Genomic DNA, 24,007 nt, shown 5'->3' on the forward strand with positions numbered 1-24,007 from the left:
CGTCACGGCGGCGTCTCGCGCAGCACGTAACCGACGCCGCGCACGGTGTGGATCAGCCGCGGTTCCCCTTCCGCCTCCGTCTTGCGGCGCAGGTAGCCGACGTAGACCTCCAGGGCGTTGCCGGACGTCGGGAAGTCGAATCCCCACACCTCTTCGAGAATGCGGCTTCGGGTCAGCACCCGGCGCGGGTTGGCGATCAACATCTCGAGCAGGGAGAACTCGGTCCTGGTCAGGCTGATTTGGCGTTCGCCGCGGGTCACTTCGCGGGTCACCGGGTCGAGGCTCAAATCGGAGAACGTCATGGCCGCGGAGTCACCGTCGTCGGGAAGGACGCGCCGCCGCAGCAGCGCGCGCATTCGGGCCAGGAGTTCTTCGAGAGCGAAGGGCTTGGGCAGGTAGTCGTCGGCCCCGGCGTCGAGACCGGCGACCCGTTCGGACACCGAATCCCGCGCCGTGAGGACCAGGATCGGCAGGTCGTCGCCGGTGCTACGGAGCTGGCGGCACACTTCGAGGCCGTCGAGCCTCGGCATCATCACGTCGAGCACCAACGCGTCGGGCCGTTCGCTGGCGATCAGTTCCAGGGCTTCGAGGCCGTCTTGAGCCAAGTCGACCGAATATCCGTTGAACGCGAGGGACCGGCGCAGGGATTCGCGCACAGCGCGATCGTCGTCAACCACGAGTATGCGCACAGCCACAGTTTCAACCCAGTGTCTGAGACAGGCCTGAGAGGCGCGCCGTCAGGAGGTGCGACGAGTGGGTCAGCGGCGGTCGAGGTCGACCAGGCCCAGGCGTGCGGCCTTGAGCAGGCGACGCGGCACCTTGTGCAGCTGACCTGCGACGTTGACGTTGACCAGGCCGGTGGCCTCGGCCTTCCACTGCGACCGCCGACTACGGGTGTTCGACCGCGACATTCTCCGCTTCGGCACAGCCATGGGGGAACTTCTCCTCGTGAAATGTCTTGCTAATGGAATGCCGCACACAACCCCAAGTCCGTCGAGGCGTCGGCAATTGCTCCTCAGGATAGCCGGACAGCCACTCAGCCTCCAAAAACGCCGCCTCGCCCCTTGACGTGGAACCGGTGGTACCGGCTAACCTACCGGCCTACCGGTTGGTTGAACCGTCGACGACGATGGGAGCTCGTGAGTGAGTGCGCAGGGCAGGAGCGACACGGGCCGGGAGGTCGGACCCGTTCGCATCGGAAACTGCTCGGGCTTCTACGGCGACCGCCACGCCGCCATGCGGGAGATGGTCACCGGCGGTGAGCTCGACTACGTCACCGGCGACTACCTCGCAGAACTGACGATGCTGATCCTGGCGCGCGACCGGGCCAAGTCCGCCGACCGGGGCTACGCGAAGACCTTCCTCACCCAGCTCGAGGAGAGCCTCGGGACGGCGCTGGACAACGGCGTGAAGATCGTCGCCAACGCGGGCGGCCTCAACCCAGCTGGGCTGGCCGCAGCCGTCCGGACCCTGGCCGAGCGGCTGGGTCTCGAGGTAAACGTCGCCCACGTCGAGGGGGACGACCTCGTCGGCCGTCGTGGCGAGTTCGGCTTCGCCGACGACGTGCTCGCCGCCAACGCCTATCTGGGCGCCTGGGGCATCGTCGACTGTCTCGACGCAGGCGCCCACGTCGTGGTCACCGGTCGGGTCACCGACGCCTCGGTGATCGTCGGCCCCGCGGCCGCTCACTTCGGTTGGACGCCCGCCGACTACGACGCCCTCGCCGGCGCGGTCGCCGCCGGGCACGTCATCGAGTGCGGCACCCAGGCCACCGGCGGCAACTTCGCCTTCTTCGGCGAGGTCCCCGACCTCTTGCACTGCGGCTTCCCGATCGCCGAGATCCGAGCAGACGGCTCGTCGGTCATCACCAAGCACCCCGGCACCGGCGGGCGGGTCAGCGTCGACACCGTGACGGCCCAACTGCTCTACGAGATCGGCGGCGAGCGCTACGCCAATCCGGATGCCACGCTGCGGGTCGACAGCATTCGGTTGAGCGACGACGGACCCGATCGCGTCCGCATCAGCGGCGTCCGCGGCGAGGAGCCGCCACCGACGCTCAAGGTGTCGCTGAACGCCGTCGGCGGTTTCCGCAACGCGATGACGTTCGTGTTGACCGGTCTGGACGTCGAGGCCAAGGCCCATCTGGTGCAACGCCAGCTGGAGGCCGGGTTGACGGTGCGGCCGGCCGAGCTCGAGTGGACGCTGGCGCGCACCGACCATCCCGACGCCGACACCGAGGAGGCGGCGAGCGCATTGCTGCGCTGCGTGGTCCGCGACTCCGACCCGAAGATCGTGGGCCGGCAATTCTCCGCGGCTGCAGTCGAATTGGCGTTGGCGAGCTATCCGGGATTCACCACCACGGCACCGCCGGGCGACGGTCAGGTGTACGGCGTGTTCACCGCCGGCTACGTCGACGGCGCCGACGTGCCCCACGTCGCGGTGCACGCCGACGGCCACCGCACGTCGATTCCCGCCGCATCGCCGACCCGGGTGCTCGAGCCCGTGGACCCGGCTCCGCTTCCGCCACCGCCGCCGGCCGGACCGACCCGTCGGGCACCGCTGGGCGTGGTGGCCGGTGCGCGCAGCGGCGACAAGGGCGGCAGCGCCAACGTCGGGGTCTGGGTCCGGACCGACGACCAGTGGCGCTGGCTGGCCCACACGCTCACCGAGGACGCCCTGCGCGAATTGCTCCCGGAGACAAGGGATCTGCCCGTCTCCCGCTACCTGCTGCCCAACCTGCGCGCCGTCAACTTCGTCATCGAGGGCATCCTCGGCAAGGGGGTGGCCCATCAGGCCCGCTTCGACCCCCAGGCCAAGGGGCTCGGCGAATGGCTGCGCTCCCGCCACGTCGACGTACCGGAGGCATTCCTGTCATGAGTGTGTGGACCACCCCAGAACGCGAGCAGCTCCGAAAGACGGTGCGGACGTTCGCCGAACGCGAGATCCTGCCCTACGCGGACGACTGGGAGCGCACCGGCGACATCCCGCGTGAACTGCACCGCAAGGCCGGTGACGCGGGGCTGCTCGGCGCCAGCCTGCCCGAGTCGGTCGGCGGGGAGGGCGGCGACGGAGCCGACGCGGTCGTCATCTGCGAGGAATTGCACCAGGCGGGCGTGCCCGGCGGCGTGTTCGCGTCGCTGTTCACCTGTGGGATCGCCGTGCCGCACATGGTCGCCTCGGGCGACCAGCGCTTGATCGACACCTACGTTCGGCCCACCCTGCGGGGCGACAAGATCGGCTCCCTGGCGATCACCGAGCCCGGCGGCGGCTCGGACGTCGGCCACCTCACCACGAAGGCCGTCCGCGACGGCGACGAGTACGTCCTCAACGGCGCCAAGACCTACATCACCTCCGGCGTACGGGCGGACTACGTCGTGACCGCGGCGCGGACCGGCGGCCCCGGCGCGGGTGGGGTGTCGCTCATCGTCGTCGACAAGGGCACGCCGGGTTTCGAGGTCAGCCGCAAGCTGCAGAAGATGGGGTGGCGCTCCTCGGACACCGCCGAGCTGTCCTATACCGACGTGCGGGTGCCGGTGGCCAACCTGATCGGCGCCGAGAACAGCGGCTTCCTGCAGATCGCGGGAGCATTCGTCTCGGAGCGGGTAGGGCTGGCCGCGCAGGCGTACTCCAGCGCCCAGCGTTGCCTGGATCTGACCGTGGAGTGGTGCCGGAACCGCGAAACCTTTGGGCGACCGCTGATCTCGCGCCAGTCGGTGCAGAACACCCTCGCCGAGATGGCCCGCAAGGTGGACGTCGCGCGGGTGTACACGCGTCATCTGGTGGAGCGTCAACTGGCCGGTGACACCAACCTGATCACCGAGGTCTGCTTCGCCAAGAACACCGCAGTGGAGGCCGGCGAGTGGGTCGCCAACGCGGGCGTTCAGTTGTTCGGCGGCATGGGTTACATGGCCGAGTCCGAGATCGAGCGGCAGTATCGCGACATGCGCATCCTCGGGATCGGCGGCGGCACCACCGAGATCCTCACCGGCCTGGCCGCCAAGACGCTGGGATATCAGTCGTGAGCGCCCTCAGGTCACCGGTCGACGTCACCGGTCCGGCATTCACCGCCGCAGCCGAGGCCATGGTCGCCAAGCTCGCCGAACTCGACGCCGAGCACGCCAAGGCGTTGGCCGGCGGCAGTGCGAAGTCCGTCGAGCGCCACCACGCCCGCGGCAAGCTGACCCCCCGCGAGCGCGTCGAGCTCCTGGTCGACGCGGACTCCCCCTTCCTGGAGCTCAGCCCGCTGGCCGCGTGGGGCAGCGACTTCCACGTCGGCGCCAGCGTGGTGACGGGCATCGGCGTGGTCGAGGGGGTCGAGTGCCTCATCGTCGCCAACGACCCCACCGTCAAGGGCGGCACCAGCAATCCGTGGACATTGCGGAAGATTCTGCGCGCCAACCAGATTGCGCGCGAGAACCGACTGCCGGTCATCTCGCTGGTCGAATCGGGTGGCGCGGATCTGCCGACGCAGAAGGAGGTGTTCATCCCCGGCGGCCAGATGTTCCGCGACCTCACCCGGCTGTCGGCGGCCGGCATCCCCACCGTCGCATTGGTGTTCGGCAACTCCACCGCGGGCGGCGCCTACGTGCCCGGGATGTCCGACCACGTGGTGATGATCAGGGAACGGTCGAAGGTGTTCCTCGCCGGGCCACCCCTGGTGAAGATGGCCACCGGCGAGGAGTCCGACGACGAGTCGCTCGGTGGCGCCGAGATGCACGCGCGTACCTCGGGTTTGGCCGACTATCTGGCCAACGACGAACTCGACGCCATCCGCATCGGCCGCCGCATCGTGGCCAGGCTGAACTGGCAGAAGGCCGGGCCCCGGCCGCGTCCGGTGACCGAGCCGCTATTCGACGCCGAGGAGCTGATCGGCATCGTGCCCGCCGACCTGAGGGTTCCGTTCGATCCGCGCGACGTGATCGCCCGGATCGTCGACGGTTCGGAGTTCGACGAGTTCAAGCCGCTCTACGGCGGCTCGCTGGTGACGGGTTGGGCGACGCTGCACGGCTATCCGATCGGCATCCTGGCCAACGCACGCGGGGTGCTGTTCAGCGAGGAGTCGCAGAAGGCCACCCAGTTCATCCAGCTGGCCAACCGCTCCGATACGCCACTGTTGTTCCTGCACAACACGACCGGCTACATGGTCGGCAAGGCCTACGAGGAAGGCGGCATGATCAAGCACGGCTCGATGATGATCAACGCGGTCTCCAACTCGACTGTCCCACACATCTCGCTGCTGCTCGGCGCCTCCTACGGCGCGGGCCACTACGGCATGTGCGGGCGGGCCTACGACCCGCGCTTCCTGTTCGCCTGGCCGAGCGCCAAGTCGGCGGTGATGGGCGGCACGCAGCTCGCCGGCGTCATCTCGATCGTCAGCCGGGCGGCCGCCGAAGCCCGCGGTCAGCAGGTCGACGAGGACGCCGACGCCGCCCTGCGCGCGGCCATCGAGGCGCAGATCGACGCCGAGTCGCTGCCGATGTTCCTGTCCGGTCGCATGTTCGACGACGGCGTCATCGACCCCCGCGACACCCGCACGGTGTTGGGAATGTGTCTGTCCGCCATCGCCAATGGCCCGGTCGAGGGGACGTCGAACTTCGGCGTCTTCCGGATGTGAGCGCCCCCATGACCCCTTCCCCCGCGATTTGTGGCGTATTTGTTGCGGTGAGCGCTCCTCAAACGCCACAAATCGCGGGAGGAAAGCGATGATCACCCGAGTTCTGGTCGCCAACCGTGGCGAGATTGCCCGCCGCGTCTTCGCCACCTGCCGCCGGCTGGGCATCGGCACCGTGGCCGTCTACACCGACGCCGACGCCGCGTCGCCACACGTCGCCGAGGCCGATCTCCGGGTGCGGCTGGACGGTCGCAACGGCTACCTCGACGCCGCCCAACTGATCGCCGCGGCGCGGGCCGCCGGCGCCGACGCCGTGCACCCCGGTTACGGATTCCTTTCCGAGAACGCCCCATTCGCTGCCGCGGTGCACGAGGCGGGCCTGACGTGGATCGGCCCGCCCGTTGCCGCCGTGCAGGCAATGGGCAGCAAGATCGAGGCCAAAAAGATGATGGCCGCCGCGGGCGTCCCGGTGCTCGACGAGCTAGACCCCGACACCGTGACCGCCGATCAACTGCCGGTGCTGATCAAGGCATCCGCCGGTGGTGGCGGCCGCGGCATGCGGGTGGTCCGCGAACTCGACCAGCTCGCCGCACAGGCCGAGGCCGCTCGCCGGGAGGCGGAGTCCGCGTTCGGCGACGGAGAAGTGTTCTGCGAGCGCTACCTGGCCGCCGGGCACCACGTCGAGGTGCAGGTGATGGCCGACGCGCACGGCACCGTGTGGGCGGTCGGCGAGCGGGAGTGCTCGATCCAGCGCCGCCACCAGAAGATCGTCGAGGAGGCCCCGTCGCCGCTCGTCGAACGCACCCCCGGCATGCGCGCCAAGCTGTTCGAGGCGGCCCGACTGGCGGCCGAGGCTATCGACTACACCGGCGCGGGCACGGTCGAGTTCATGGCCGACGACGCCGGTGACTTCTTCTTCCTCGAGATGAACACCCGGCTGCAGGTCGAGCACCCCGTCACCGAGGAGACTACCGGCCTGGACCTGGTCGAGTTGCAACTGCTGGTCGCCGACGGTGGCCGACTCGACGCGGAACCGCCTGTTGCCCAAGGACATTCGATCGAGGCTCGGCTCTACGCGGAGGATCCGGCCAGGGACTGGCAGCCCCAGGCCGGTCCCGTCCACCGGTTCGAGGTGCCCGCGGCGACGACCGAGTTCACGCAGCTGGGCCGGGTGGGCGTCCGCGTCGACTCCGGCGTGGTCGACGGGTCGGCGGTGTCGGTGTTCTACGACCCCATGCCGGCCAAGGTCATCTCCTACGCCCCGACCCGCAGGCAAGCCGCGGGCATTCTGGCCGACGCGCTGGCCCGCGCCCGTGTGCACGGCATCGGAACCAATCGCGACCTCCTGGTGAACGTGCTGCGGCACCCGGCGTTCCTCGACGGCGCCACCGACACCGCGTTCTTCGACTCCCACGGTCTGGCCGCGCTGGCCGCACCCCTGGCCGACCCGTCGGCGATCGCGTCGTCCGCCGTCGCGGCCGCCCTCGCCGACGCAGCCGCGAACCGCGATGCCGCACGGGTGCTTGGCGGCCTGCCAAGCGGCTGGCGCAACCTCGCGTCCGGCTTCCAAACCAAGCGGTACCTCGACGACGCCGGTGACGAGCACGAAGTGCGGTACCGGTTCGGCCGCGCCGGCCTCGAGCTCGACGGCGCGGCCGGTGTGACCCTGGTGTCGTCGTCGCCAAACCGAATCGTGCTGGGCGTCAACGGGGTCGAGCGGCCGTTCGACGTGGCGCGCTACGGTGACCCCGAATCCCAGCACGTCTTCGTCGACGGTCCGCTCGGGCCCGTGCACCTGGTGGCGCTCCCCCGCTTCCCGGACCCCGACTCGGCCGTCGCCAAGGGTTCACTGCTGGCGCCGATGCCGGGATCGGTCACCAGGATCGCCGCCGCGGTCGGCGACCCGGTCACCGCGGGCCAGCCGCTGATCTGGCTGGAGGCCATGAAGATGGAGCACACCATCGCCGCGCCCGGCGACGGCGTGCTCGCCGAACTAAACGTGACGGCCGGTCAACAAGTCGACGTCGGTGCCGTACTCGCACGCATCGACAACCCTGAAGGAGATCCAGCATGAGCTTCATCGAGACCGACGAACAGCAGCAGCTCCGCAAGGCCGTCGCGGCCATGTCCGCGAGCTACGGGTCGCAGTACTACCTGGAGAAGGCCCGCGCCGGCGAGCACACCACCGAAATGTGGAGCGAAGCAGGCAAACTCGGCTTCATCGGGGTGAACCTGCCGGAGGAGTACGGCGGCGGGGGTGCCGGCATGTACGAGCTGTCACTGGTGATGGAGGAGATGGCGGCCGGCGGCTGCGCACTGCTCATGATGGTCGTCTCCCCCGCCATCAACGGCACGATCATCGCCAAGTACGGCACCGACGAGCAGAAGAAGCGCTGGCTCCCGGGCATCGCCGACGGTTCGATCACGATGGCGTTCGCCATCACCGAGCCGGACGCGGGATCCAACTCGCACAAGATCACCACGACGGCCCGCCGCGACGGCGACGACTGGATCCTGTCCGGCCAGAAGGTCTACATCTCCGGTGTCGACCAGGCCCAGGCGGTGCTCGTCGTGAGCCGCACGGCCGAAGCCAAGACGGGCAACCTCAAGCCGGCGCTGTTCGTCGTCCCCACCGACACACCCGGCATGTCGTGGACCAAGATCGACATGGAGATCGTCAGCCCGGAGAACCAGTTCCAGCTCTTCCTCGACGACGTCCGGTTGCCCGCCGACGCGCTGGTCGGCTCCGAGGACGCCGCTATCGCGCAGCTGTTCGCCGGCCTGAATCCCGAACGCATCATGGGTGCGGCGAGCGCGGTCGGCATGGGACGCTTCGCGATCGCCAAGGCCACCGACTACGTCAAGACCCGACAGGTGTGGAAGACGCCGATCGGCGCACATCAGGGCATCTCGCATCCGTTGGCGCAGAACCACATCGAGATCGAGCTGGCCAAGCTGATGATGCAGAAGGCCGCCACGCTCTACGACCTCGGGGACGACGGTGGTGCCGCCGAGGCCGCGAACATGGCCAAGTACGCCGCGGGTGAGGCGTCGGTGCGCGCCGTCGACCAGGCCGTGCAGTCCCTCGGGGGCAACGGGCTGACCAAGGAGTACGGCATCGCCTCGGTGTTGACGGCGTCGCGGCTGGCCCGCATCGCCCCCGTGAGCCGGGAGATGATCCTCAACTTCGTCGCCCAGACGTCGCTGGGCCTCCCCCGGTCCTACTGATGACGGACCTCGTTCATTACGCCGTCGACGGCGCGGTTGCCCGGCTGACCCTTGATTCGCCGCACAACCGTAACGCCCTCTCGTCGGCGCTGGTGGCGCAGCTGCACGACGGGCTGTCCTCGGCCGCGGCGAACCCGGCCGTGCGGTGCGTGGTGCTGGGCCACACCGGCGGCACGTTCTGCGCGGGTGCCGACCTGAGCGAGGCGGCCGGCCGGGATCCCGGGGATCTGGCCACCGACCGGGCCCGCGAGATGGCCGACCTGCTGCGCGCGCTGGTCGCCCTGCCGATGCCGGTGATCGGCGTGGTGGACGGCCACGTGCGCGCGGGCGGTCTCGGACTGATCGGCGCGTGCGACATCGTCGTCGCCGGACCGTCGAGCACCTTCGCCCTGACCGAGGCGCGAATCGGCGTCGCCCCGTCGATCATCTCGTTGACGTTGCTGCCGAAGATGTCCGCCCGCGCTGCCGGGCGCTACTTCGTCACCGGAGAGAAGTTCGGCCCCGAGGAGGCCAGGGACGTCGGTCTGGTGACCGTCGCGGCCGACTCCGCCGAGGACGTGGCCGCTGTCGTCGGCCGCCTGGTGGGCGACGTCACGAAGGGGTCACCGCAAGGCTTGGCGGCGTCGAAGGCGTTGACGACGGCGGGGCTCCTCGCGACCTTCGACGCCCACGTCGAGGCTCTGACCACGCAATCGGCGGCGTTGTTCGTCTCCGAGGAGGCCCGCGAAGGCATGATGGCGTTCCTCGAGAAGCGACCGCCGAGGTGGCGCCGCGGCACCGGCGGAGCCGCGGTTTAGCCGTCTCGCGTGCACGGCGCCTTGCATGTCTGACCGATCGTCGTAGGCTCGACCCCGATGACCAATGGAGCGTCGCGATACGGGTCCATGGGCGCTGCCGACTCCGATCGCATTCAGGTTGCGCAGTTGCTGACCGATGCCGCCGCACAGGGGCGCCTCGAGATGAGCGAATACGAGGACCGGCTGAAGAAGGCGTACGCGGCCCAGACGTTCGACGAACTCGACCGCCTCAGCTCGGATCTGCCGGGGATCGCCACCACCGCGCCCGCCATCGGACCGGGACAGCCGGCACCGTCGACGCTGCTGCTGGCGATCATGAGCGGTTTCGAGCGGCGCGGCCGCTGGAACGTGCCGAAGCGGCTGACGTCGGTCGCCCTGTTCGGCGGCGGCGTGATCGACCTGCGCTACGCCGACTTCACGGCCGCCGACGTGGAGATCCACTCGTACTCCATCTTCGGCGGTCAAACCATCCTGCTGCCGCCCGAGCTGAACGTCGACGTGCGCGGCGTCGGGGTGATGGGCGCGTTCGACCACCTCGGCGACGAAGGCTCCCCCGGGGCGCCCCACATCACGATTCGCGGGTTCTCACTGTGGGGCAGCGTCGGAATCCGGCGCAAGAAGCGCAAGGCCCAGCAGTAGCGTCACCGCCGCCGTCGGCGCGAACGTAGGTAGTCGCCGACGACGGCGGCCCCCAGCCCGTCGAGATCGGGTTCGACGACGCGGCCCTCCACTCGTCGGGCCACCTGGTCGATGAAACGCGCCAACCCCGGATCGCTTCCGAGCCGGAAGATCGTCACCTGCGCACCAAGTCGCGCGATCTCGTCGAAGCCCTTCACGGTGTGGGCGATGGTCCGCGGGTGCGGCGGGTAGTCGAAGAACACCGCGGTGCCACCGTCGTCGTGTCCGTAGTCCTCGAGGTGCGCCGTCGGCTCGCCGTCGGTGACGATGAGCACCACCGGTTGGGCGTTGGGGTGGCGGCGCAGGTGGCGTGACGCCAGGGCCAATGCGTGGTGCAGGTTGGTGCCCTGCTCGTAGACGCCCTCCAGACCCGTCAGCTCGGCGGCGCTGACCGTGCGCGCGTACCGGCCGAACGCGATGATCTGCAGATCGTCGGACCGGAACCGCGTGCTGATCAGTTGGTGCAACGCCAGCGCGGTGCGCTTCATCGGCAGCCAGCGGTTCTCCATCACCATCGAGAACGACGTGTCGACCAGCAGGGCCACCGCCGACTGGGTGCGCTGCTCGGTCTCGGAGATCTCGACGTCGTCGACGGTGATCTGCATCGGCAGCTCCGCGACTCCCGTACCGGCTTGCCGCAGCACGGCATTCGTCAGCGTCCGGGTGACGTTCCACGGCTCGGTGTCGCCGAACTGCCACGGCCGGGTGGCACCGGTGAGTTCGCCTGCCGCGCCGGCCCGACGGGTGTCGCGTTCCCCGTGGCGGCCCGAAAGTTGTTGCGCCACGTCGCGAAGGATCATCTGACCCAGCTGACGCATCGCCTTCGGTGACAGTCGCCATTGACCGTCGGCGTCGCGGTCGAGGAACCCCTGGTTCATCAGTGCGCGTTCCAGTTCGGACAGCGTGCGGGCGTCGACGGCCGCTTGGTCGCCGAGCTGGCGGGCCAGCATGTCGAGGTCGACGTCGTCCATCTGGGCGCCGGCATAGCTTTGACTCAGCTGCTCGGCGAGCTGCTCGAGCTCACCGATGTCGGCCAATGCCTGCGCGCCCTCCCCCATGCCCATCGGGTTGTCGCCCTTGAACCGCTCCGAACCCTGCCAGTCCTCGCCGGGCCGCGCGTTCTGCAGATGCTGGTCCAGCTTGTCGAGCGCATTGGTCAACGACGGTGAGCCAAAGGCCTGCTGCGCCAACGCATCCAGCTCGGCACGCTGATCGGGCGACAGGCTGTTGCGGAACCGCTGGGCGGCGGCCGCCCGCTTGGCCAGCGAGTCGAGGAGCTCGTCGATGTTCTTCGGATTCTCCGGAAAGAACTCGCCGTGCTTGGCCATGAACTCCTGGAAGTCCTCGGGCGAATCCTGCCCACTGGCGTGCTTGTCCAGCAGCTCGTTGAGATCGTCGAGCATGTCGTTGACGCGCTGACGGTCCTCGTCGGTGGCGTTCTCCAGCGCCTCCTTCATGCCCGCGAAGCGCTGGTCGAGCATCTCGCGGCCCATCAGATCCTTGATCTGCTCGTACTTCTCGCGCGCTTCCTGCGAGCGCCAGTCGTACTCGGACAGCTCCTGAACCGCCTTGGCCGGCGACGGGGGCAGCGCCTCCAGTTGCAGTTCGTTGAAGCGGGCGTCGTCGTCGAGCGCGCGGGCCAACTCCTTGCGTTCGGCCAGCACCGCCTCGTCGAGCAGCTTCTTGATCTCCTGAAGGGTGCCGTCGAGGTTGTTCTGCTGCAACAGCTTCCGACGCTTGCTGTTGGCCTCGGCGGCGAGCCGGTCGGCGCCCCTCGTGTTCTGGGTACCGCGCCGCATCAGCTCGGCAAGCGCACGTCGCGGCGAACTGCCCTCCATGACGTCCTGGCCGATCTGCTCCAGCGCCTCGCGCAGGTCGACCGGGGGAGCCAGCGGATCGGGTCCGCCGGAGTAGCGCGAATACCGCGAAATGCGTTTAACCATAGATGGTTTCGCCCTCTCCAGAGACCTTGTCGATCCGCTTGGCCAGGTACAGGGCCTCCAGGGCCAACTCCAGCGCCGCCGCGCGTTCCCCGTCGGACTCCGCGCCCAGCCGTTCGGCGATGGCGTCCACCACGGGCAGGTCCGGCAGCGCGGCCAGCACGTCCTTGGCCGAGACTCGCTCACCCGTCGTCACCGGGGCGCCCTCCTCGACGGCGGTGACCAGCGGGCCGACGTCAAGGCCGCCGAGCAGCCGCTGCGCGGTGTCGGCCGTCGCCCGCCGCAGGAGGTGTTCGAGCACGGCTTGCTCGCGGCCCTCCTCGCCCGACTCGAACTCCAGCTTGCCCCGCAGGACGTCGACGATGGTGCCCAGGTCGACCACCCGGGCGACGGGATCCTGCTCGCCGAGGATCGCGGACCGGTGCGTCGCGGCCGCGGCCACCGTCTCCGCGGCGGCGATGGCGAACCGCGCCGACACCCCGGAGCGCTGGTCGATCGACTGCGATTCGCGCAGCGAACGGGCGAACCGGGCGAGGATCTGCAGCAGGTAGTCCGGCACGGCCGCCGGCAGGTGGGACTCCTGCTTGATCACACCGACTTCGGCCTCGAGCGCCTGCGGGTAGTGGGTGCGGATCTCGGCGCCGAACCGGTCCTTCAGCGGGGTGATGATGCGACCGCGGTTGGTGTAGTCCTCGGGGTTGGCGCTGGCCACGACGAGGACGTCGAGCGGCAGTCGCAGCGTGTAGCCGCGCACCTGGATGTCGCGCTCCTCCATCACGTTGAGCATCGAGACCTGGATGCGCTCGGCGAGGTCGGGCAGCTCGTTGATCGCGACGATGCCGCGGTGGGCCCGGGGGATCAGACCGAACGCGATGGTCTCCGGATCGCCGAGGCTGCGGCCTTCGGCCACCTTGATGGGGTCGATGTCGCCGACGAGGTCGGCAACGCTGGTGTCCGGGGTGGCCAGCTTCTCGGTGTAGCGCTCGCTGCGGTGCAGCCAGGCGATCGGCAGGTCGTCGCCGGAGGCCGCCGCTCGGCGGATCCACTCGGGCGTGATCGGCGTGTACGGGTGCTCGTGCAGCTCGGATCCCTCGATGACGGGGGTCCACTCGTCGAGCAGGTTGGTCAGCGACCGCAGCAGACGCGTCTTGCCCTGACCGCGTTCACCGAGCAGCACGACGTCGTGTTCGGCGATCAGTGCGCGCTCCAGCTGCGGGATGACGGTGTCCTCGAAGCCGAGGATGCCGGTCCACACGTCGCGGCCCTCACCGAGCGCGGCCAGCAGGTTCTCCCGGATTTCGGCCTTCACGCCGCGCTCGCGATGCCCGGAGGCGCGCAGTTCGCCGACGGTGCGGGGCAGGTCGTTAGGTGATGTCACTACTCCACGCTACGACGGTTGGCGCCACGAGGCACCAGGTCCGTGCTCTAAGCGAAATTACGGCGCCGTGACGAGGCCCCTAGTGCGCGAAGTGACGCGCACCGGTGAGGTACAGCGAGATGCCCGCCGCGGCGGCCGCCTCGGTCACGACGTCGTCGCGCATCGACCCGCCGGGGTGCACGATCGCCGTCACGCCCGCCGCCGTCAGCACCTCGAGCCCGTCCGGGAACGGAAAGAAGGCGTCCGAGGACGCCACCGCACCGCGGACGCGGTCGCCGGCGCGCTCGACTGCCAGTCGTGCCGCGTCGACGCGGTTGACCTGCCCCATGCCGACGCCGACGGTGGCGCCGTCCTTGGCCACGACGATCGCGTTCGACTTCACGGCACGGCAGGCGCGCCAGGCGAACACCAGATCGGCGAAGGTGTCGGGATCGGCCGGCGTGCCGGTGGCCAGCGTCCACGTGGCGGGGTCGTCCCCGGGCGCGTCGAGCGCGTCGCGCTGCTGGATCAGCAGACCGCCGCTGAGCTGACGGAACTCGGTGCCCCCGACCCGCGGTTCGGAGGCGACCAGCACGCGGATGTTCTTCTTCCCGGCCAGGATGTCGACCGCGCCCGGCTCGTAGGCCGGCGCGATGATCACCTCCGTGAAGATGTCGGCGACCGTCTTGGCCATCTCGACGCTGACCGTCGTGTTGGCCGCGATGACCCCGCCGAACGCGCTCAGCGGGTCGCACTCGTGGGCCTTGCGGTGCGCGTCGGCGACCGACGTCGACGACACGGCGATGCCACAGGGGTTGGCGTGCTTGATGATTGCCACGCACGTCTGCTCGTAGTCGAACGCGGCCCGCCATGCGGCGTCGGCGTCGGTGTAGTTGTTGTACGACATCTCCTTGCCGTGCAACTGCTCGGCCTGGGCCAGGCCGGGCCACGCCGAGTCGTCACGGTACAGCGCCGCTTCCTGGTGCGGGTTCTCGCCGTAGCGCAGCACCGCGGCGCGCTTCCACGTCCCGCCGAACCACTCTGGCGGCGTGACGTCGCCCTCCTCGGGCGCCAGGATCGATCCCATCCAGGTGGCGACGGCGACGTCGTACTCCGCGGTATGCCGAAACGCCAAGGACGCCAGCCGCTTCCGCTGCTCAAGCGTGAACCCGCCGGCTCGCACCGCGGCGAGCACGCCGTCGTAGCCGCGCGGCTCGACGACCACCGCGACGCTGGGATGGTTCTTGGCCGCCGCCCGCACCATGGACGGGCCGCCGATGTCGATCTGCTCGACGCACTCGTCCTCGCTGGCGCCGGACTCGACGGTCTCGGCGAACGGGTAGAGGTTGACGACCACGAGTTCGAAGGCGGCGACGCCGAGTTCGTCAAGCGCGGCGAGGTGCTCGGCCTTGCGGGTGTCGGCCAACAGGCCGGCGTGCACCCGCGGGTGCAGGGTCTTCACCCGGCCGTCGAGCACCTCGGGGAAGCCTGTCACGTCCTCGACCGGCGTCACCGGGACACCGCTGGCAGCAATGGTTTTCGCGGTGGAGCCGGTCGAGACGATGGCCACGCCCGCCTCGTGCAGACCACGCGCCAGCTCGGCGAGACCGGTCTTGTCGTAGACGCTGATCAACGCGCGTCGAATTGCCCGCCTGCCGTCATCGGTACCCACGTCCACGCTCATCCGATTACTGCCTTTCGTCCTGTCCACGTCACACCGCGAGTTGCCATCGCGGCAAGTACTTCTACCAGCAGTCGCCGCTCGACGACCTTGATCCGCTCGTGCAGCGCGGCCTCGTCGTCGTCGTCGAGAACGTCGACGGCTTCCTGCGCCAGGATTGGCCCGGTGTCCATGCCGGCGTCGACGAGGTGCACCGTGCATCCGGTGACCCGCACGCCGTAGGCCAGCGTGTCCGGCACCGCGTGTGCGCCGGGGAACGCGGGCAGCAACGCGGGATGGGTGTTGACGACACGGCCGGGGAATCGCGAAAGAAAGTGCGGGCCAAGGATCTTCATGAATCCGGCAGAGACCACCAGATCGGGCTGGTGCGCGGCCGTCGCCTCGGTGATCGCGGCGTCCCACGCGTCCCGGTCGGCATGGTCGCCGAGGCGGGTCGTGAAGCTCGGCAACGAGGCGGCGTCGGCGATCTCCAGCGCACGGCAGTCACGATCCGTCCCGACGGCCACGACTCGCGCCGGGTAGTCGCCGACGGCCGCGGTGAGGATCGACTCCAACAGCGAACCCGTGCCCGAGGCCAGAACGATCAGCCGCGCCGGCGCACTGGGGGGCACGAGAAGCGGGGGCTGCACGCGATGCAGCCTAATCGGAGGAACGGCGCGGCTCGTCGCTGGTGTGGCCTTCACCGGCCGAATGGTCGTCGTCGGCGAAGTAGTGCGCCTCGGGGTCGTCGTCGAAGTCGAACACGTCCCGGTGGGTGGGCCGGACGGGCCGGGGCGGCACGCGCTCCTCGGGCTCGGCCCTCGGCACGGGTACGACCTCCGCCTCGAGGACCGGTTCGGGGTCGAGCTCGTCCGGTTCGAGGTCGGGCTCGAGGAACTCCTCGGGGTCCGGTTCGAGGTGCGGCTCGAGGAACTCCTCGGGGTCCGGCTCCGGCTCGGGCTCGGGCTGAGCCTCCTCGACGGTCGGCACCGGCGCCGTCTCGGCGTCGGCCTCGGGTTCCGGCTCGGGGCTCGGTCGGGGCGCCTCGGCCGGGATCGGGCGGGTCTTGGGTCGACGCCGGAGGCCGCCGCTCATCACGACCGTCAGACCGCCGATCCCGGCGAACCACAGGAACACCGCGGGGCCGAACGTGGCTTGGTCGACGCCGACGTCGCCGAAGTTCCCGAGCCGGCCACCGCCCGCGTGCCCGAGCAGCGCCATCGCGGCGGCGCCGATGGCGGCGGCGGCCACCAACTTGCCCGCGGCTTCGAGCAGCGGTTCGGACCGGCGTGCACATTGCTGCCCCACTGCCACGGCCGCGACCGCAGCGGCGATCAGCAGCGCCACCCAGATGGGTCCCAGCGGGGGGCTCGGCACCGCCGCGAGGATGGGCAGGGCGGGCACGTCGCCGCCCAGCACGGTGAAGGAACTGAACGTCGCCAGCCCGACGTGCGCACTGGAGCCGACGGCGACGGCTGCGGTTCCGATGATCACGTTCGGCGCGTAGAGCATCGACAGCAGCGTCAGGCTCAGCTGCCCGAACGCCGAGTCGGTGATGCCGAACAAGGTGTCCAACGTGCCCCAGTGCACGACCATCGACCCCGCGGCGATCACCCCGGACAGGCCGAACAGGGCGAACACGCCGACCAGAGCCGCCCGGAACGCCTCCGGCAGCCAGCGGGGTACGTACGGCAGTCTCAGCAGCCGCGGAGTCACCCGTGGGCCGACGCCCAGCAGGGCGCCGGCCAGGTGCACGGCCAGCACGGACCCGAAGGCGTGCGTCGCACTGGGCGTCTGCAGTTGGGTCAGCACCGAGGACGCGTCGTGGATCACCGCAAGCGCGATCGCGGCGATCAGCAGCGGGCCGCCGAGCGCCGACGCCACGATCCACCGGATGACGAACCATGACGTTCCCGCCTTGGTCGCCGCTGCGGTGGTGCGGGCGGTCCCCCACACCATCAACAGCAGCGGCAGCAGGGGCATGACGCCGAGTTCGGCGCCGCCGATGGACACCGGCACCCCGTGGACGCCGAGCCACATGCTGGCGATCGCGCCGAACGCCCCGGTCAGGTCGCTGTTGGCGATCACCAACTGCACCAGCACCACGGCCGCGATGACCGCCAATGCGATGGCCGACGGCCCGAACGCGACTCGTAACAGGTCGCGCGCCTGGCGTGTGCCGACTGGCCGGTTGTCCACTAGCTGCGTCGCTCCTCGCACCATCTCCAGCGCACGAAGGGTGTGTGCGCGCCGCTAGAGATTATGACGGTGGCGGTGGGGATTGCGGCGCAGCCTGCTGCTGTGGTGGCTGCGTTTCGAACGACTGCGTCGGCTGGGAGCCGAGCGATCCCTGTGGGGTACCGAAGGCGGGGAATCCCGTCGGAGGCGTGGCAGGACCGCTTTCCTGCGACCCGCCCTGCTGGCCCGGCTGGGACGCCGACTGAGCTCCCGGCTGGGCTCCCGGCTGGGTGCCGAAGCCCCCGGTCGACGGGTTGTTCGGGTAGCCGCCGTACTGCTGCTGCGGGTAACCGCCGCGCTGCGGCGGACCCTGCTGGTGCAGGGGCGCGGTGTGCTGGGGCTGACCGTAGTACTGCCCCGGCGCGCCGTACTGACCGTAGGGATTCTGGTCGTACTTGGGCTTGGGCGTGGGCGCGTTGACGACGCCGGTTTCCAACAGGAGCGCAGCCACGGCCGCGATCACCTGAAGCACCGAGAAGACGATGATCAGATACAGCGCCCAGCCGAACGTCACGCCAGAGGGCAAGCCGACGATCTGCGAGAGCACGATGAGCAGGGCCAGCACGGAGAGGATCGCGACCCAGGTGTAGGACCTGCCCAGCTTGGGCAGCAGGCTGGCGCCGGCGAGCAGGGCGGCGACGAGCGCGACCGCCGTCGCAAGCGTGATGCCGATCGGCGTGGTGCTGACCGAGCCGCCGATGGGACCGAAGCCGGGCAGGTTCGGCGCGTTGATCGTGAACACCGGACCGAAGTTGGCCAGGTAGACCAGCAGCCCGAGGGCCGCGACGGCACCGGCGAGGTACAGCGGCAACTTGCTCGGCCCGGCCGGAGCGGGCTCCTGCGGATGGCCGAACTGCTGCGCGGGCGCGGAATACTGCCCCGCGGACGGCCCGGACGGGTAACCGGAGTTACCGGGCGGGCCCGATGGGTACGACATGTCCCCTCCTCTGATGGGCGATTGGTTCACCCACGCTAGCGCACCAAGCTTTGGGGCCGGTTCGCGCGCACGCCAGCGCGAGGAGTCTTCAGGCGGGAATCAGCAGCGGCTGGTCGCATGAATCCTCTTCGGACCGTTCGATTTCGCGCACCAGCGGCAGAACCTTGGCACCGAAGTACTCGATCTCCTCCTGGAAGTGCAGGAAGCCACCGAGGATCAGGTCGACGCCGCGCTTGCGGTAGGCGACGATGCGTTCGGCGATCTGCTCGGGCGTGCCGATCAACTGGGTCCGGAAGCCGTCGTTGTACTGGACGAGGTCCTCGAACGACGAGTCGGCCCACATGCCCTTCTTGTCGCCGGTGGCGTTGCCCGCCTGCTGGACGGCGCCGCGGAAGCCCTCGACGGCGGGCTTGTTGGCTTTCGCGATGATCTCGCGGAGCGTCTCCCGTGCCTCCGCCTCGGTGTCCCTGGCGATGATGAAGCCGTTCAGTCCGACCTTGACCTCGCGACCGACGGTGCGCGCGTGATCGCGCACCTCCACCACCTGTTCGGTGATGCCCTCGAAGTCCTTGCCGTTGGAGAAGTACCAGTCCGAGTACAGGCCGCCGTTGCGTCGCGCCGCGGTCGAGTTGCCGCCCTGGAAGATCTCGGGGTTCGGGCGGTCGGTGGTGTTGAGCGGCTTGGGCTTCAGGGTGAAGTCGTGGATGCGGTAGAAGTCGCCGCGGAAGTCCACGTCGTCCTCGGTCCAGATCTTGCGCAGCACCTGGAGGAACTCCGCGCTGCGGCGGTATCGCTCGTCGTGTTCGAGCCACGGCTCGCCGAGGTGGGTGAACTCGTCCTTGAACCAGCCGGAGACGACGTTGACGGCGAACCGGCCGTTGCTGAGGTGATCCGCCGTCGCGCCGAGCTTGGCGAGCACCGCGGGCTGCCACAACCCGGGGTGGACGGCGGCGATGACCTTCAGCCGCTCGGTGGCCAGCAGTAGCGCCAGGCTGAAGCTGGTCGACTCGTGCTGGTACTCGGCGCCGTAGCTGGCCTCGTACCGGACCTGGGACAGCGCGTACTCGAACCCGTTGTTCTCGGCGGTCTGCGCGAGCTTCTTGTTGTACTCGTAGTTCCAGTCGGTGCGCTGCTCGATGTCGCTGGTCACGAGCCCACCGCTGACGTTGGGCACCCAGTAGGCGAACTTGACGTGGTCGGCGATGCGTTCGGTCGTCATGGTGGTCAGCCCAGTCGACGGTTCGTTCTGGGTCACGGGTAACGATCCATCAGATTCCAACCATGACCCTTCCTCGACGGGCCGCCTTGCGCTCGAGGACTAGAACACGTTCTAATTCTGATCATGGACTACGGGCTCGTTCTCTTCACCAGCGATCGCGGGATAGCTCCGGCGCCCGCGGCAAAACTCGCCGACGAACACGGCTTTCACACGTTCTACGTGCCCGAGCACACCCACATCCCGATCAAGCGGCAGGCCGCGCACCCGACCACGGGCGACGAATCCTTGCCCGACGACCGCTACATGCGCACGCTCGACCCGTGGGTCAGCCTGGGCACCGCGGCCGCCGTGACGACGAACGTGCGGCTCTCGACCGCCGTCGCACTGCCCGTGGAGCACGACTGCATCACGCTGGCCAAGTCGATCGCGACGCTCGATCACCTCTCCGGCGGGCGGGTCAGCCTCGGCGTCGGATTCGGGTGGAACACCGACGAACTCGCCGACCACAACGTGCCACCGGGCCGCCGCCGCACCATGCTTCGCGAGTACCTGGAGGCCATGCGCGCGCTGTGGACGCAGGAAGAGGCGTCGTATGAAGGCGAGTTCGTGAACTTCGGGCCGTCCTGGGCCTACCCCAAACCCGTGCAGCCCCACATCCCGGTCCTCGTCGGCGCCGCGGGCACCGAGAAGAACTTCAAGTGGATCGCCCGCTCCGCGGAGGGCTGGATCACCACGCCCCGCGACTTCGACATCGACGCCCCGGTGAAGCTGCTGCAGGACACCTGGGCGGCTGCCGACCGCGACGGCGCGCCCCAGATCGTGGCGCTCGACTTCAAGCCCGACCCCGACAAGCTGGCCCGCTGGGCCGACCTCGGCGTCACCGAGGTGCTGTTCGGGTTGCCGGACAAGTCCGAATCCGAGGTGGCCGGTTACGTGGAGAGGTTGGCGGGCAAGCTCGCCGCGCTGGTCTGACGCGCCTGACAGCGTTCCCAGCTGCCGCGGGCATCCTGGAGCCATGGCTGAGCCGACCCCCGTCTTCACCGACCGACGTCGCGCCGAGTCGTTCGGCTCGGTCGCCGACGACTACGACCGCTACCGCCCCCGATATCCCCAGGCGCTGATCGCTCGACTGGTGCCGTCCCCCGGCCTCAGCGTTCTCGACGTGGGGGCGGGGACCGGCATCTCGTCGGCTCAGCTCGTAAGCGCCGGGGCCGACGTGCTGGCCGTCGAACCCGACGAGCAGATGGCGGCACGATGCCGCGCGAAGGGAATCCCGGTCGAGCGCAGCACGTTCGAGCAGTGGCAACCGCGCGGGCGCACGTTCGACCTGGTGACCTTCGGACAGTCGTTTCACTGGGTGGACCCCGACGTGGCCCTGCCCAAGCTGGCCGCGCTGCTGGGCTCCGGCGGGCGGCTGGCGTTGATGTGGAACCGCATCACGGCGAACGACTCGATGCGACGGGGACTCGAACGGATCTCCGCCGAGTACGGCGTCACCACCCCCGCCTCGACGTCGGGCAACAACGCCGAGACCGCCCTGCGGGCACTGCTACGCCGAGCCGAGTTCACCGTCGAGCGCGTCGAGGTCGGAGAAGACCTGCACTACTCGACCGACGACTGGCTGAACCTGGTCTTCACCCACTCGAACCACGTCGTCCTGGAACCAGCCGCCAAGACCGCACTGCGCAGGCGCCTGCGCGACCTCATCGGAGAGGACGGTGTCAGCGCGAGCAATGACGCACTGGCCCTGATCTGTACGCGGTCGGCGATCACGCCAACGTCGCGCGGTTGACCCCGTCCTCGGTCGACTTCACAGCGATCGCCGCGCCAAGTGGGTCTCCCCCGGTCATCAGCGCCACCAGGTCGTCGTCATCGGTGAGGGCCATGAATCGGCTGTCGTCCGCGTCGAGGCGACCGATGATGACACCCGTCGTAATCGGCCAGTCGTAGCGCACCGAGTACGTCTCGATGGTTCCTGGTCCGTCGGCGTTGCGCGTGACCGCCACCTTCGGCAGGGCGGCGATGTCGCCCTGCAACGCCTTGCCCCGATCGGGTGCCCACTCGGCGGGCTCGGTGGAGTAGACCCCGGCTGAATACTTGCTCATGACACCGCCGTTGGCGCCGACGAGCCCGAATGATCCTGGGCGGTCGCGCATCTGGGCCACGGTCTCGGCGATGCCGTGCAGCGAGTAGCTGTTGCCGGGGCCACCGAAGTACGGCAGACCGCCGGTCAGGGTGAGACCCCGCGGGTCGTCCTCGGCAAGTCCGAACTGGTCGCACACCGCGAAGACCGGGAAGGGAAAGCAACTGTAGAGGTCGAACGTCGCGACGTCGTCGACGCCGATGCCGGCACCCCGAAGTGCCTCGGCCACTGCCTGTTTGGCGGCGTGGCTGACGCTCGGGTCGACGCGGTCGAGCAGGTCCTGTTCGGTCTGATCGGCGTGTCCGCGGAGGTACACCCACTTCTCCTCGGGCACCCCGAGCCGACGGGCCGCGGCCACCGACATCACCACCGCCGCGGCGCCCTGGTTGACGGTGTCGCGGGCCACCAGGAGCCGGGGGTACGGGTCACAGATCATCCGGTTCTCGGCGGTGACGGTGTCGATCTCGTCGACGGACCGCTCCACGGGCGACGACGAGAACGGGTTCTTGGCGGCGACTTTCGAGAAGGGCGCGAACAACTCGGCCATCCGGCGGCGGTAGCCGGCGACGTCGAGACCCAACCGGGCCCGTCGCGCGTTGTCGAGCAGCCCGTACTGCACGGGCGCACCCGTCAGCCCGTGCTTGGCGGTGTATTCACTCATGTACTGCTCGAAGCCGTAGCCGCGGTCCTCCAACTGGCCGCCAACGGTCTCGCCGTGATCGGGTTTGTCGTCACGATCGGCAAAGGTCTTCAGCGTCGAGCCGTTCTCCGAGCCGAGGATCAGCACCACCTCGTGGTCACCGGCGGCGATCACACCGGCGAACTCCGTCATCAGCTTCTGCGGGCCGTTGCCGCCGATCGGCTCCAGGATTGCGCGCGCCGGATCGGCGCCCACGCGCTGCGCCACCGATCGGACGTAGTTGTCCGAGCACCCCAGCGGCGGCGTGTCGAACGGCGTGCAGATCTCGAACTGCCGCAGCCCGGCGAACACCTCGATCGACCGCGCCACGGCAGCCACGTCGGCGCCGGTGTCGGCGAGGGCCGCGCGTACCGCCTCGGTGGCGAGGTCGACGGACGACATGCCTCGGTAGCCGGCGTCGCCGATGCGCTCGGTGAACTGGCCGACGCCGACGACGACCGGGGTACGCGGGTCTACCTGCATAGTTCGTCAGGCTAACCGAAACTGGAACGTGTTCCAACTTCGCGGGCCCGCCGACCACCCCAACGAAAGTGCGGCCAGATCGTGAATCCCGAAGGATTCGCGATCTGACCGCACACTCGACGATCTGATTACAGGCTTTCGAGGATCTCTCGGGCGAGCTTCGCGGTCTCCGACGGCGTCTTGCCGACCTTGACGCCTGCGGCCTCGAGGGCCACCTTCTTGCCGTCTGCGGTACCGGCACCGTCGGACACGATGGCGCCGGCGTGGCCCATCGTCTTGCCCTCCGGCGCGGTGAAGCCCGCGACGTAGCCGACGACCGGCTTGGAGACGTTGGCCTTGATGTAGTCGGCGGCCTTCTCCTCGGCGTCGCCGCCGATTTCGCCGATCATCACGATGACCTTGGTCTCGGGATCCTTCTCGAACGCCTCGATGGCGTCGATGTGGGTGGTGCCGATGACGGGGTCGCCGCCGATGCCGATGGCGGTCGAGAAGCCGAGATCGCGCAGCTCGTACATCATCTGGTAGGTCAGCGTGCCGGACTTCGACACCAGGCCGATCGGCCCCTTGCCGGTGATGTTGTTCGGCGTGATGCCGACCAGCGACTCACCGGGGGTGATGATGCCGGGGCAGTTCGGCCCGATGATGCGGGTCTTCTGCCCCTTCTCTACGTTGTAGGCCCACGCAAAGGCGCTGTCCTGCACCGGGATTCCCTCGGTGATGACGACAAGGAGGGGAATCTCGGCGTCGATCGCCTCGATGATTGCGTCCTTGGAGAACGCCGGCGGCACGAAGGCGATCGACACGTCGGCGCCGGTCGCCTTCATCGCTTCCTCCACGCTGGCGAACACCGGCAGTTCGACGTCGTTGCCGTCCTTGTCCTTGTGGCTGACGTTGGTGCCGGCCTTGCGGGCGTTGACACCGCCGACCACCTGGGTGCCCGCCTTCAGCATCAGCGCGGTGTGCTTGGTGCCCTCGCCGCCGGTGATGCCCTGGACGATGACCTTGCTGTCCTTGTTCAGGAAGATAGACATATTCTG

Annotated in this window: 20 protein-coding genes; 9 read left to right on the plus strand and 11 right to left on the minus strand. The window is 69.1% G+C overall.

All coding sequences use genetic code 11. The annotated features are described in order from the left end of the window. Window positions 1-2: 2 nt before the first annotated feature. Window positions 3-689, minus strand: a complete 687-nt coding sequence (locus H7J06_RS30635) for a response regulator transcription factor (RefSeq protein WP_264043535.1) — start codon at window positions 687-689, stop codon at window positions 3-5. Between the two features lie 69 nt (window positions 690-758). After that, a complete protein-coding gene (rpmF, locus tag H7J06_RS30640; RefSeq protein ID WP_264043537.1) occupies window positions 759-932 on the minus strand; it encodes a 50S ribosomal protein L32 in 174 nt (57 codons plus the stop codon). Window positions 933-1,143: 211 nt separating this feature from the next. On the opposite strand from rpmF, the gene H7J06_RS30645 reads away from it, so the two are divergent. From H7J06_RS30645 to H7J06_RS30675, 7 genes are all read left to right on the plus strand, one after another. Then, window positions 1,144-2,877, plus strand: a complete 1,734-nt coding sequence (locus H7J06_RS30645) for an acyclic terpene utilization AtuA family protein (RefSeq protein WP_264043539.1) — start codon at window positions 1,144-1,146, stop codon at window positions 2,875-2,877. Continuing rightward, on the plus strand, window positions 2,874-4,022 hold the full coding sequence (locus H7J06_RS30650) for an acyl-CoA dehydrogenase family protein (RefSeq protein WP_264043541.1): 1,149 nt from the start codon (window positions 2,874-2,876) through the stop codon (window positions 4,020-4,022). Before H7J06_RS30645 ends, H7J06_RS30650 begins: the two co-directional genes overlap by 4 nt. Continuing rightward, complete coding sequence (locus H7J06_RS30655) at window positions 4,019-5,614, plus strand: acyl-CoA carboxylase subunit beta (protein ID WP_308205847.1); 1,596 nt, start codon at window positions 4,019-4,021, stop codon at window positions 5,612-5,614. The genes H7J06_RS30650 and H7J06_RS30655 overlap by 4 nt, the downstream gene beginning before the upstream one ends. Window positions 5,615-5,702: 88 nt before the next feature. Further along, on the plus strand, window positions 5,703-7,685 hold the full coding sequence (locus H7J06_RS30660; protein WP_264043542.1) for an ATP-binding protein: 1,983 nt from the start codon (window positions 5,703-5,705) through the stop codon (window positions 7,683-7,685). Next, a complete protein-coding gene (locus tag H7J06_RS30665; protein WP_264043545.1) occupies window positions 7,682-8,839 on the plus strand; it encodes an acyl-CoA dehydrogenase family protein in 1,158 nt (385 codons plus the stop codon). The genes H7J06_RS30660 and H7J06_RS30665 overlap by 4 nt, the downstream gene beginning before the upstream one ends. Further along, window positions 8,839-9,636: an enoyl-CoA hydratase family protein gene (locus H7J06_RS30670; RefSeq protein ID WP_264043547.1), complete on the plus strand. Its 798-nt coding sequence runs from the start codon at window positions 8,839-8,841 to the stop codon at window positions 9,634-9,636. Before H7J06_RS30665 ends, H7J06_RS30670 begins: the two co-directional genes overlap by 1 nt. Before the next feature lie 57 nt (window positions 9,637-9,693). Continuing rightward, window positions 9,694-10,275: a DUF1707 SHOCT-like domain-containing protein gene (locus H7J06_RS30675; protein WP_264043550.1), complete on the plus strand. Its 582-nt coding sequence runs from the start codon at window positions 9,694-9,696 to the stop codon at window positions 10,273-10,275. Window positions 10,276-10,277: 2 nt separating this feature from the next. Here the strand turns inward: H7J06_RS30675 and H7J06_RS30680 are convergent, their stop codons facing one another. The 7 genes from H7J06_RS30680 to sfnG form a co-directional block, all read right to left on the minus strand. Then, window positions 10,278-12,257 (minus strand): VWA domain-containing protein, encoded by a 1,980-nt coding sequence (locus H7J06_RS30680; RefSeq protein ID WP_264043552.1) that lies wholly within the window; start codon window positions 12,255-12,257, stop codon window positions 10,278-10,280. After that, window positions 12,250-13,632 carry a sigma 54-interacting transcriptional regulator gene (locus tag H7J06_RS30685; RefSeq protein WP_264043554.1) on the minus strand — a complete coding sequence of 461 codons (1,383 nt, stop codon included), beginning with the start codon at window positions 13,630-13,632 and terminating at the stop codon, window positions 12,250-12,252. Before H7J06_RS30685 ends, H7J06_RS30680 begins: the two co-directional genes overlap by 8 nt. 79 nt (window positions 13,633-13,711) lie before the next feature. Continuing rightward, a complete protein-coding gene (gene purH / locus H7J06_RS30690) occupies window positions 13,712-15,295 on the minus strand; it encodes a bifunctional phosphoribosylaminoimidazolecarboxamide formyltransferase/IMP cyclohydrolase (protein WP_275080080.1) in 1,584 nt (527 codons plus the stop codon). Then, complete coding sequence (gene purN, locus H7J06_RS30695) at window positions 15,292-15,921, minus strand: phosphoribosylglycinamide formyltransferase (RefSeq protein ID WP_264043556.1); 630 nt, start codon at window positions 15,919-15,921, stop codon at window positions 15,292-15,294. Before purN ends, purH begins: the two co-directional genes overlap by 4 nt. A gap of 10 nt (window positions 15,922-15,931) precedes the next feature. Continuing rightward, the gene (locus H7J06_RS30700; RefSeq protein WP_264043558.1) at window positions 15,932-17,470 is read right to left on the minus strand and encodes a cell division protein PerM; all 1,539 of its coding nucleotides are present in this window, start codon (window positions 17,468-17,470) and stop codon (window positions 15,932-15,934) included. A 61-nt stretch (window positions 17,471-17,531) separates the two neighbouring features. After that, window positions 17,532-18,446, minus strand: a complete 915-nt coding sequence (locus H7J06_RS30705; protein ID WP_264043560.1) for a DUF5336 domain-containing protein — start codon at window positions 18,444-18,446, stop codon at window positions 17,532-17,534. An 88-nt stretch (window positions 18,447-18,534) separates the two neighbouring features. Further along, window positions 18,535-19,665, minus strand: a complete 1,131-nt coding sequence (gene sfnG, locus H7J06_RS30710; RefSeq protein WP_264043870.1) for a dimethylsulfone monooxygenase SfnG — start codon at window positions 19,663-19,665, stop codon at window positions 18,535-18,537. 123 nt (window positions 19,666-19,788) lie between these two features. On the opposite strand from sfnG, the gene H7J06_RS30715 reads away from it, so the two are divergent. Then, window positions 19,789-20,637, plus strand: coding sequence for an LLM class F420-dependent oxidoreductase (locus tag H7J06_RS30715; RefSeq protein ID WP_264043562.1), 849 nt, complete (start codon window positions 19,789-19,791; stop codon window positions 20,635-20,637). A gap of 43 nt (window positions 20,638-20,680) precedes the next feature. Continuing rightward, the gene (locus H7J06_RS30720) at window positions 20,681-21,457 is read left to right on the plus strand and encodes a class I SAM-dependent methyltransferase (RefSeq protein WP_264043564.1); all 777 of its coding nucleotides are present in this window, start codon (window positions 20,681-20,683) and stop codon (window positions 21,455-21,457) included. Here H7J06_RS30720 and H7J06_RS30725 read toward each other — a convergent pair. After that, window positions 21,435-22,970, minus strand: coding sequence for an acetyl-CoA acetyltransferase (locus H7J06_RS30725; protein ID WP_264043566.1), 1,536 nt, complete (start codon window positions 22,968-22,970; stop codon window positions 21,435-21,437). The two genes, H7J06_RS30720 and H7J06_RS30725, sit on opposite strands and share 23 nt — an antisense overlap. 128 nt (window positions 22,971-23,098) lie before the next feature. Next, on the minus strand, window positions 23,099-24,001 hold the full coding sequence (gene sucD, locus H7J06_RS30730) for a succinate--CoA ligase subunit alpha (protein WP_264043568.1): 903 nt from the start codon (window positions 23,999-24,001) through the stop codon (window positions 23,099-23,101). Window positions 24,002-24,007 lie beyond the last annotated feature (6 nt).

This window comes from Mycolicibacterium hodleri (genome assembly GCF_025822245.1).
GTDB lineage: Bacteria > Actinomycetota > Actinomycetes > Mycobacteriales > Mycobacteriaceae > Mycobacterium > Mycobacterium hodleri.

Bases quoted from the DNA above. Each gene is read 5' to 3' on its own strand.
- rpmF (WP_264043537.1), bottom strand. From the start codon at position 932: ATGGCTGTGCCGAAGCGGAGAATGTCGCGGTCGAACACCCGTAGTCGG.
- H7J06_RS30650 (WP_264043541.1), top strand. From the start codon at position 2,874: ATGAGTGTGTGGACCACCCCAGAACGCGAGCAGCTCCGAAAGACGGTG.
- H7J06_RS30660 (WP_264043542.1), top strand. From the start codon at position 5,703: ATGATCACCCGAGTTCTGGTCGCCAACCGTGGCGAGATTGCCCGCCGC.
- H7J06_RS30665 (WP_264043545.1), top strand. From the start codon at position 7,682: ATGAGCTTCATCGAGACCGACGAACAGCAGCAGCTCCGCAAGGCCGTC.
- H7J06_RS30670 (WP_264043547.1), top strand. From the start codon at position 8,839: ATGACGGACCTCGTTCATTACGCCGTCGACGGCGCGGTTGCCCGGCTG.
- H7J06_RS30675 (WP_264043550.1), top strand. From the start codon at position 9,694: ATGACCAATGGAGCGTCGCGATACGGGTCCATGGGCGCTGCCGACTCC.
- H7J06_RS30680 (WP_264043552.1), bottom strand. From the start codon at position 12,257: ATGGTTAAACGCATTTCGCGGTATTCGCGCTACTCCGGCGGACCCGAT.
- purH (WP_275080080.1), bottom strand. From the start codon at position 15,295: ATGAGCGTGGACGTGGGTACCGATGACGGCAGGCGGGCAATTCGACGC.
- H7J06_RS30705 (WP_264043560.1), bottom strand. From the start codon at position 18,446: ATGTCGTACCCATCGGGCCCGCCCGGTAACTCCGGTTACCCGTCCGGG.
- sfnG (WP_264043870.1), bottom strand. From the start codon at position 19,665: ATGACGACCGAACGCATCGCCGACCACGTCAAGTTCGCCTACTGGGTG.
- H7J06_RS30715 (WP_264043562.1), top strand. From the start codon at position 19,789: ATGGACTACGGGCTCGTTCTCTTCACCAGCGATCGCGGGATAGCTCCG.
- H7J06_RS30720 (WP_264043564.1), top strand. From the start codon at position 20,681: ATGGCTGAGCCGACCCCCGTCTTCACCGACCGACGTCGCGCCGAGTCG.
- H7J06_RS30725 (WP_264043566.1), bottom strand. From the start codon at position 22,970: ATGCAGGTAGACCCGCGTACCCCGGTCGTCGTCGGCGTCGGCCAGTTC.
- sucD (WP_264043568.1), bottom strand. From the start codon at position 24,001: ATGTCTATCTTCCTGAACAAGGACAGCAAGGTCATCGTCCAGGGCATC.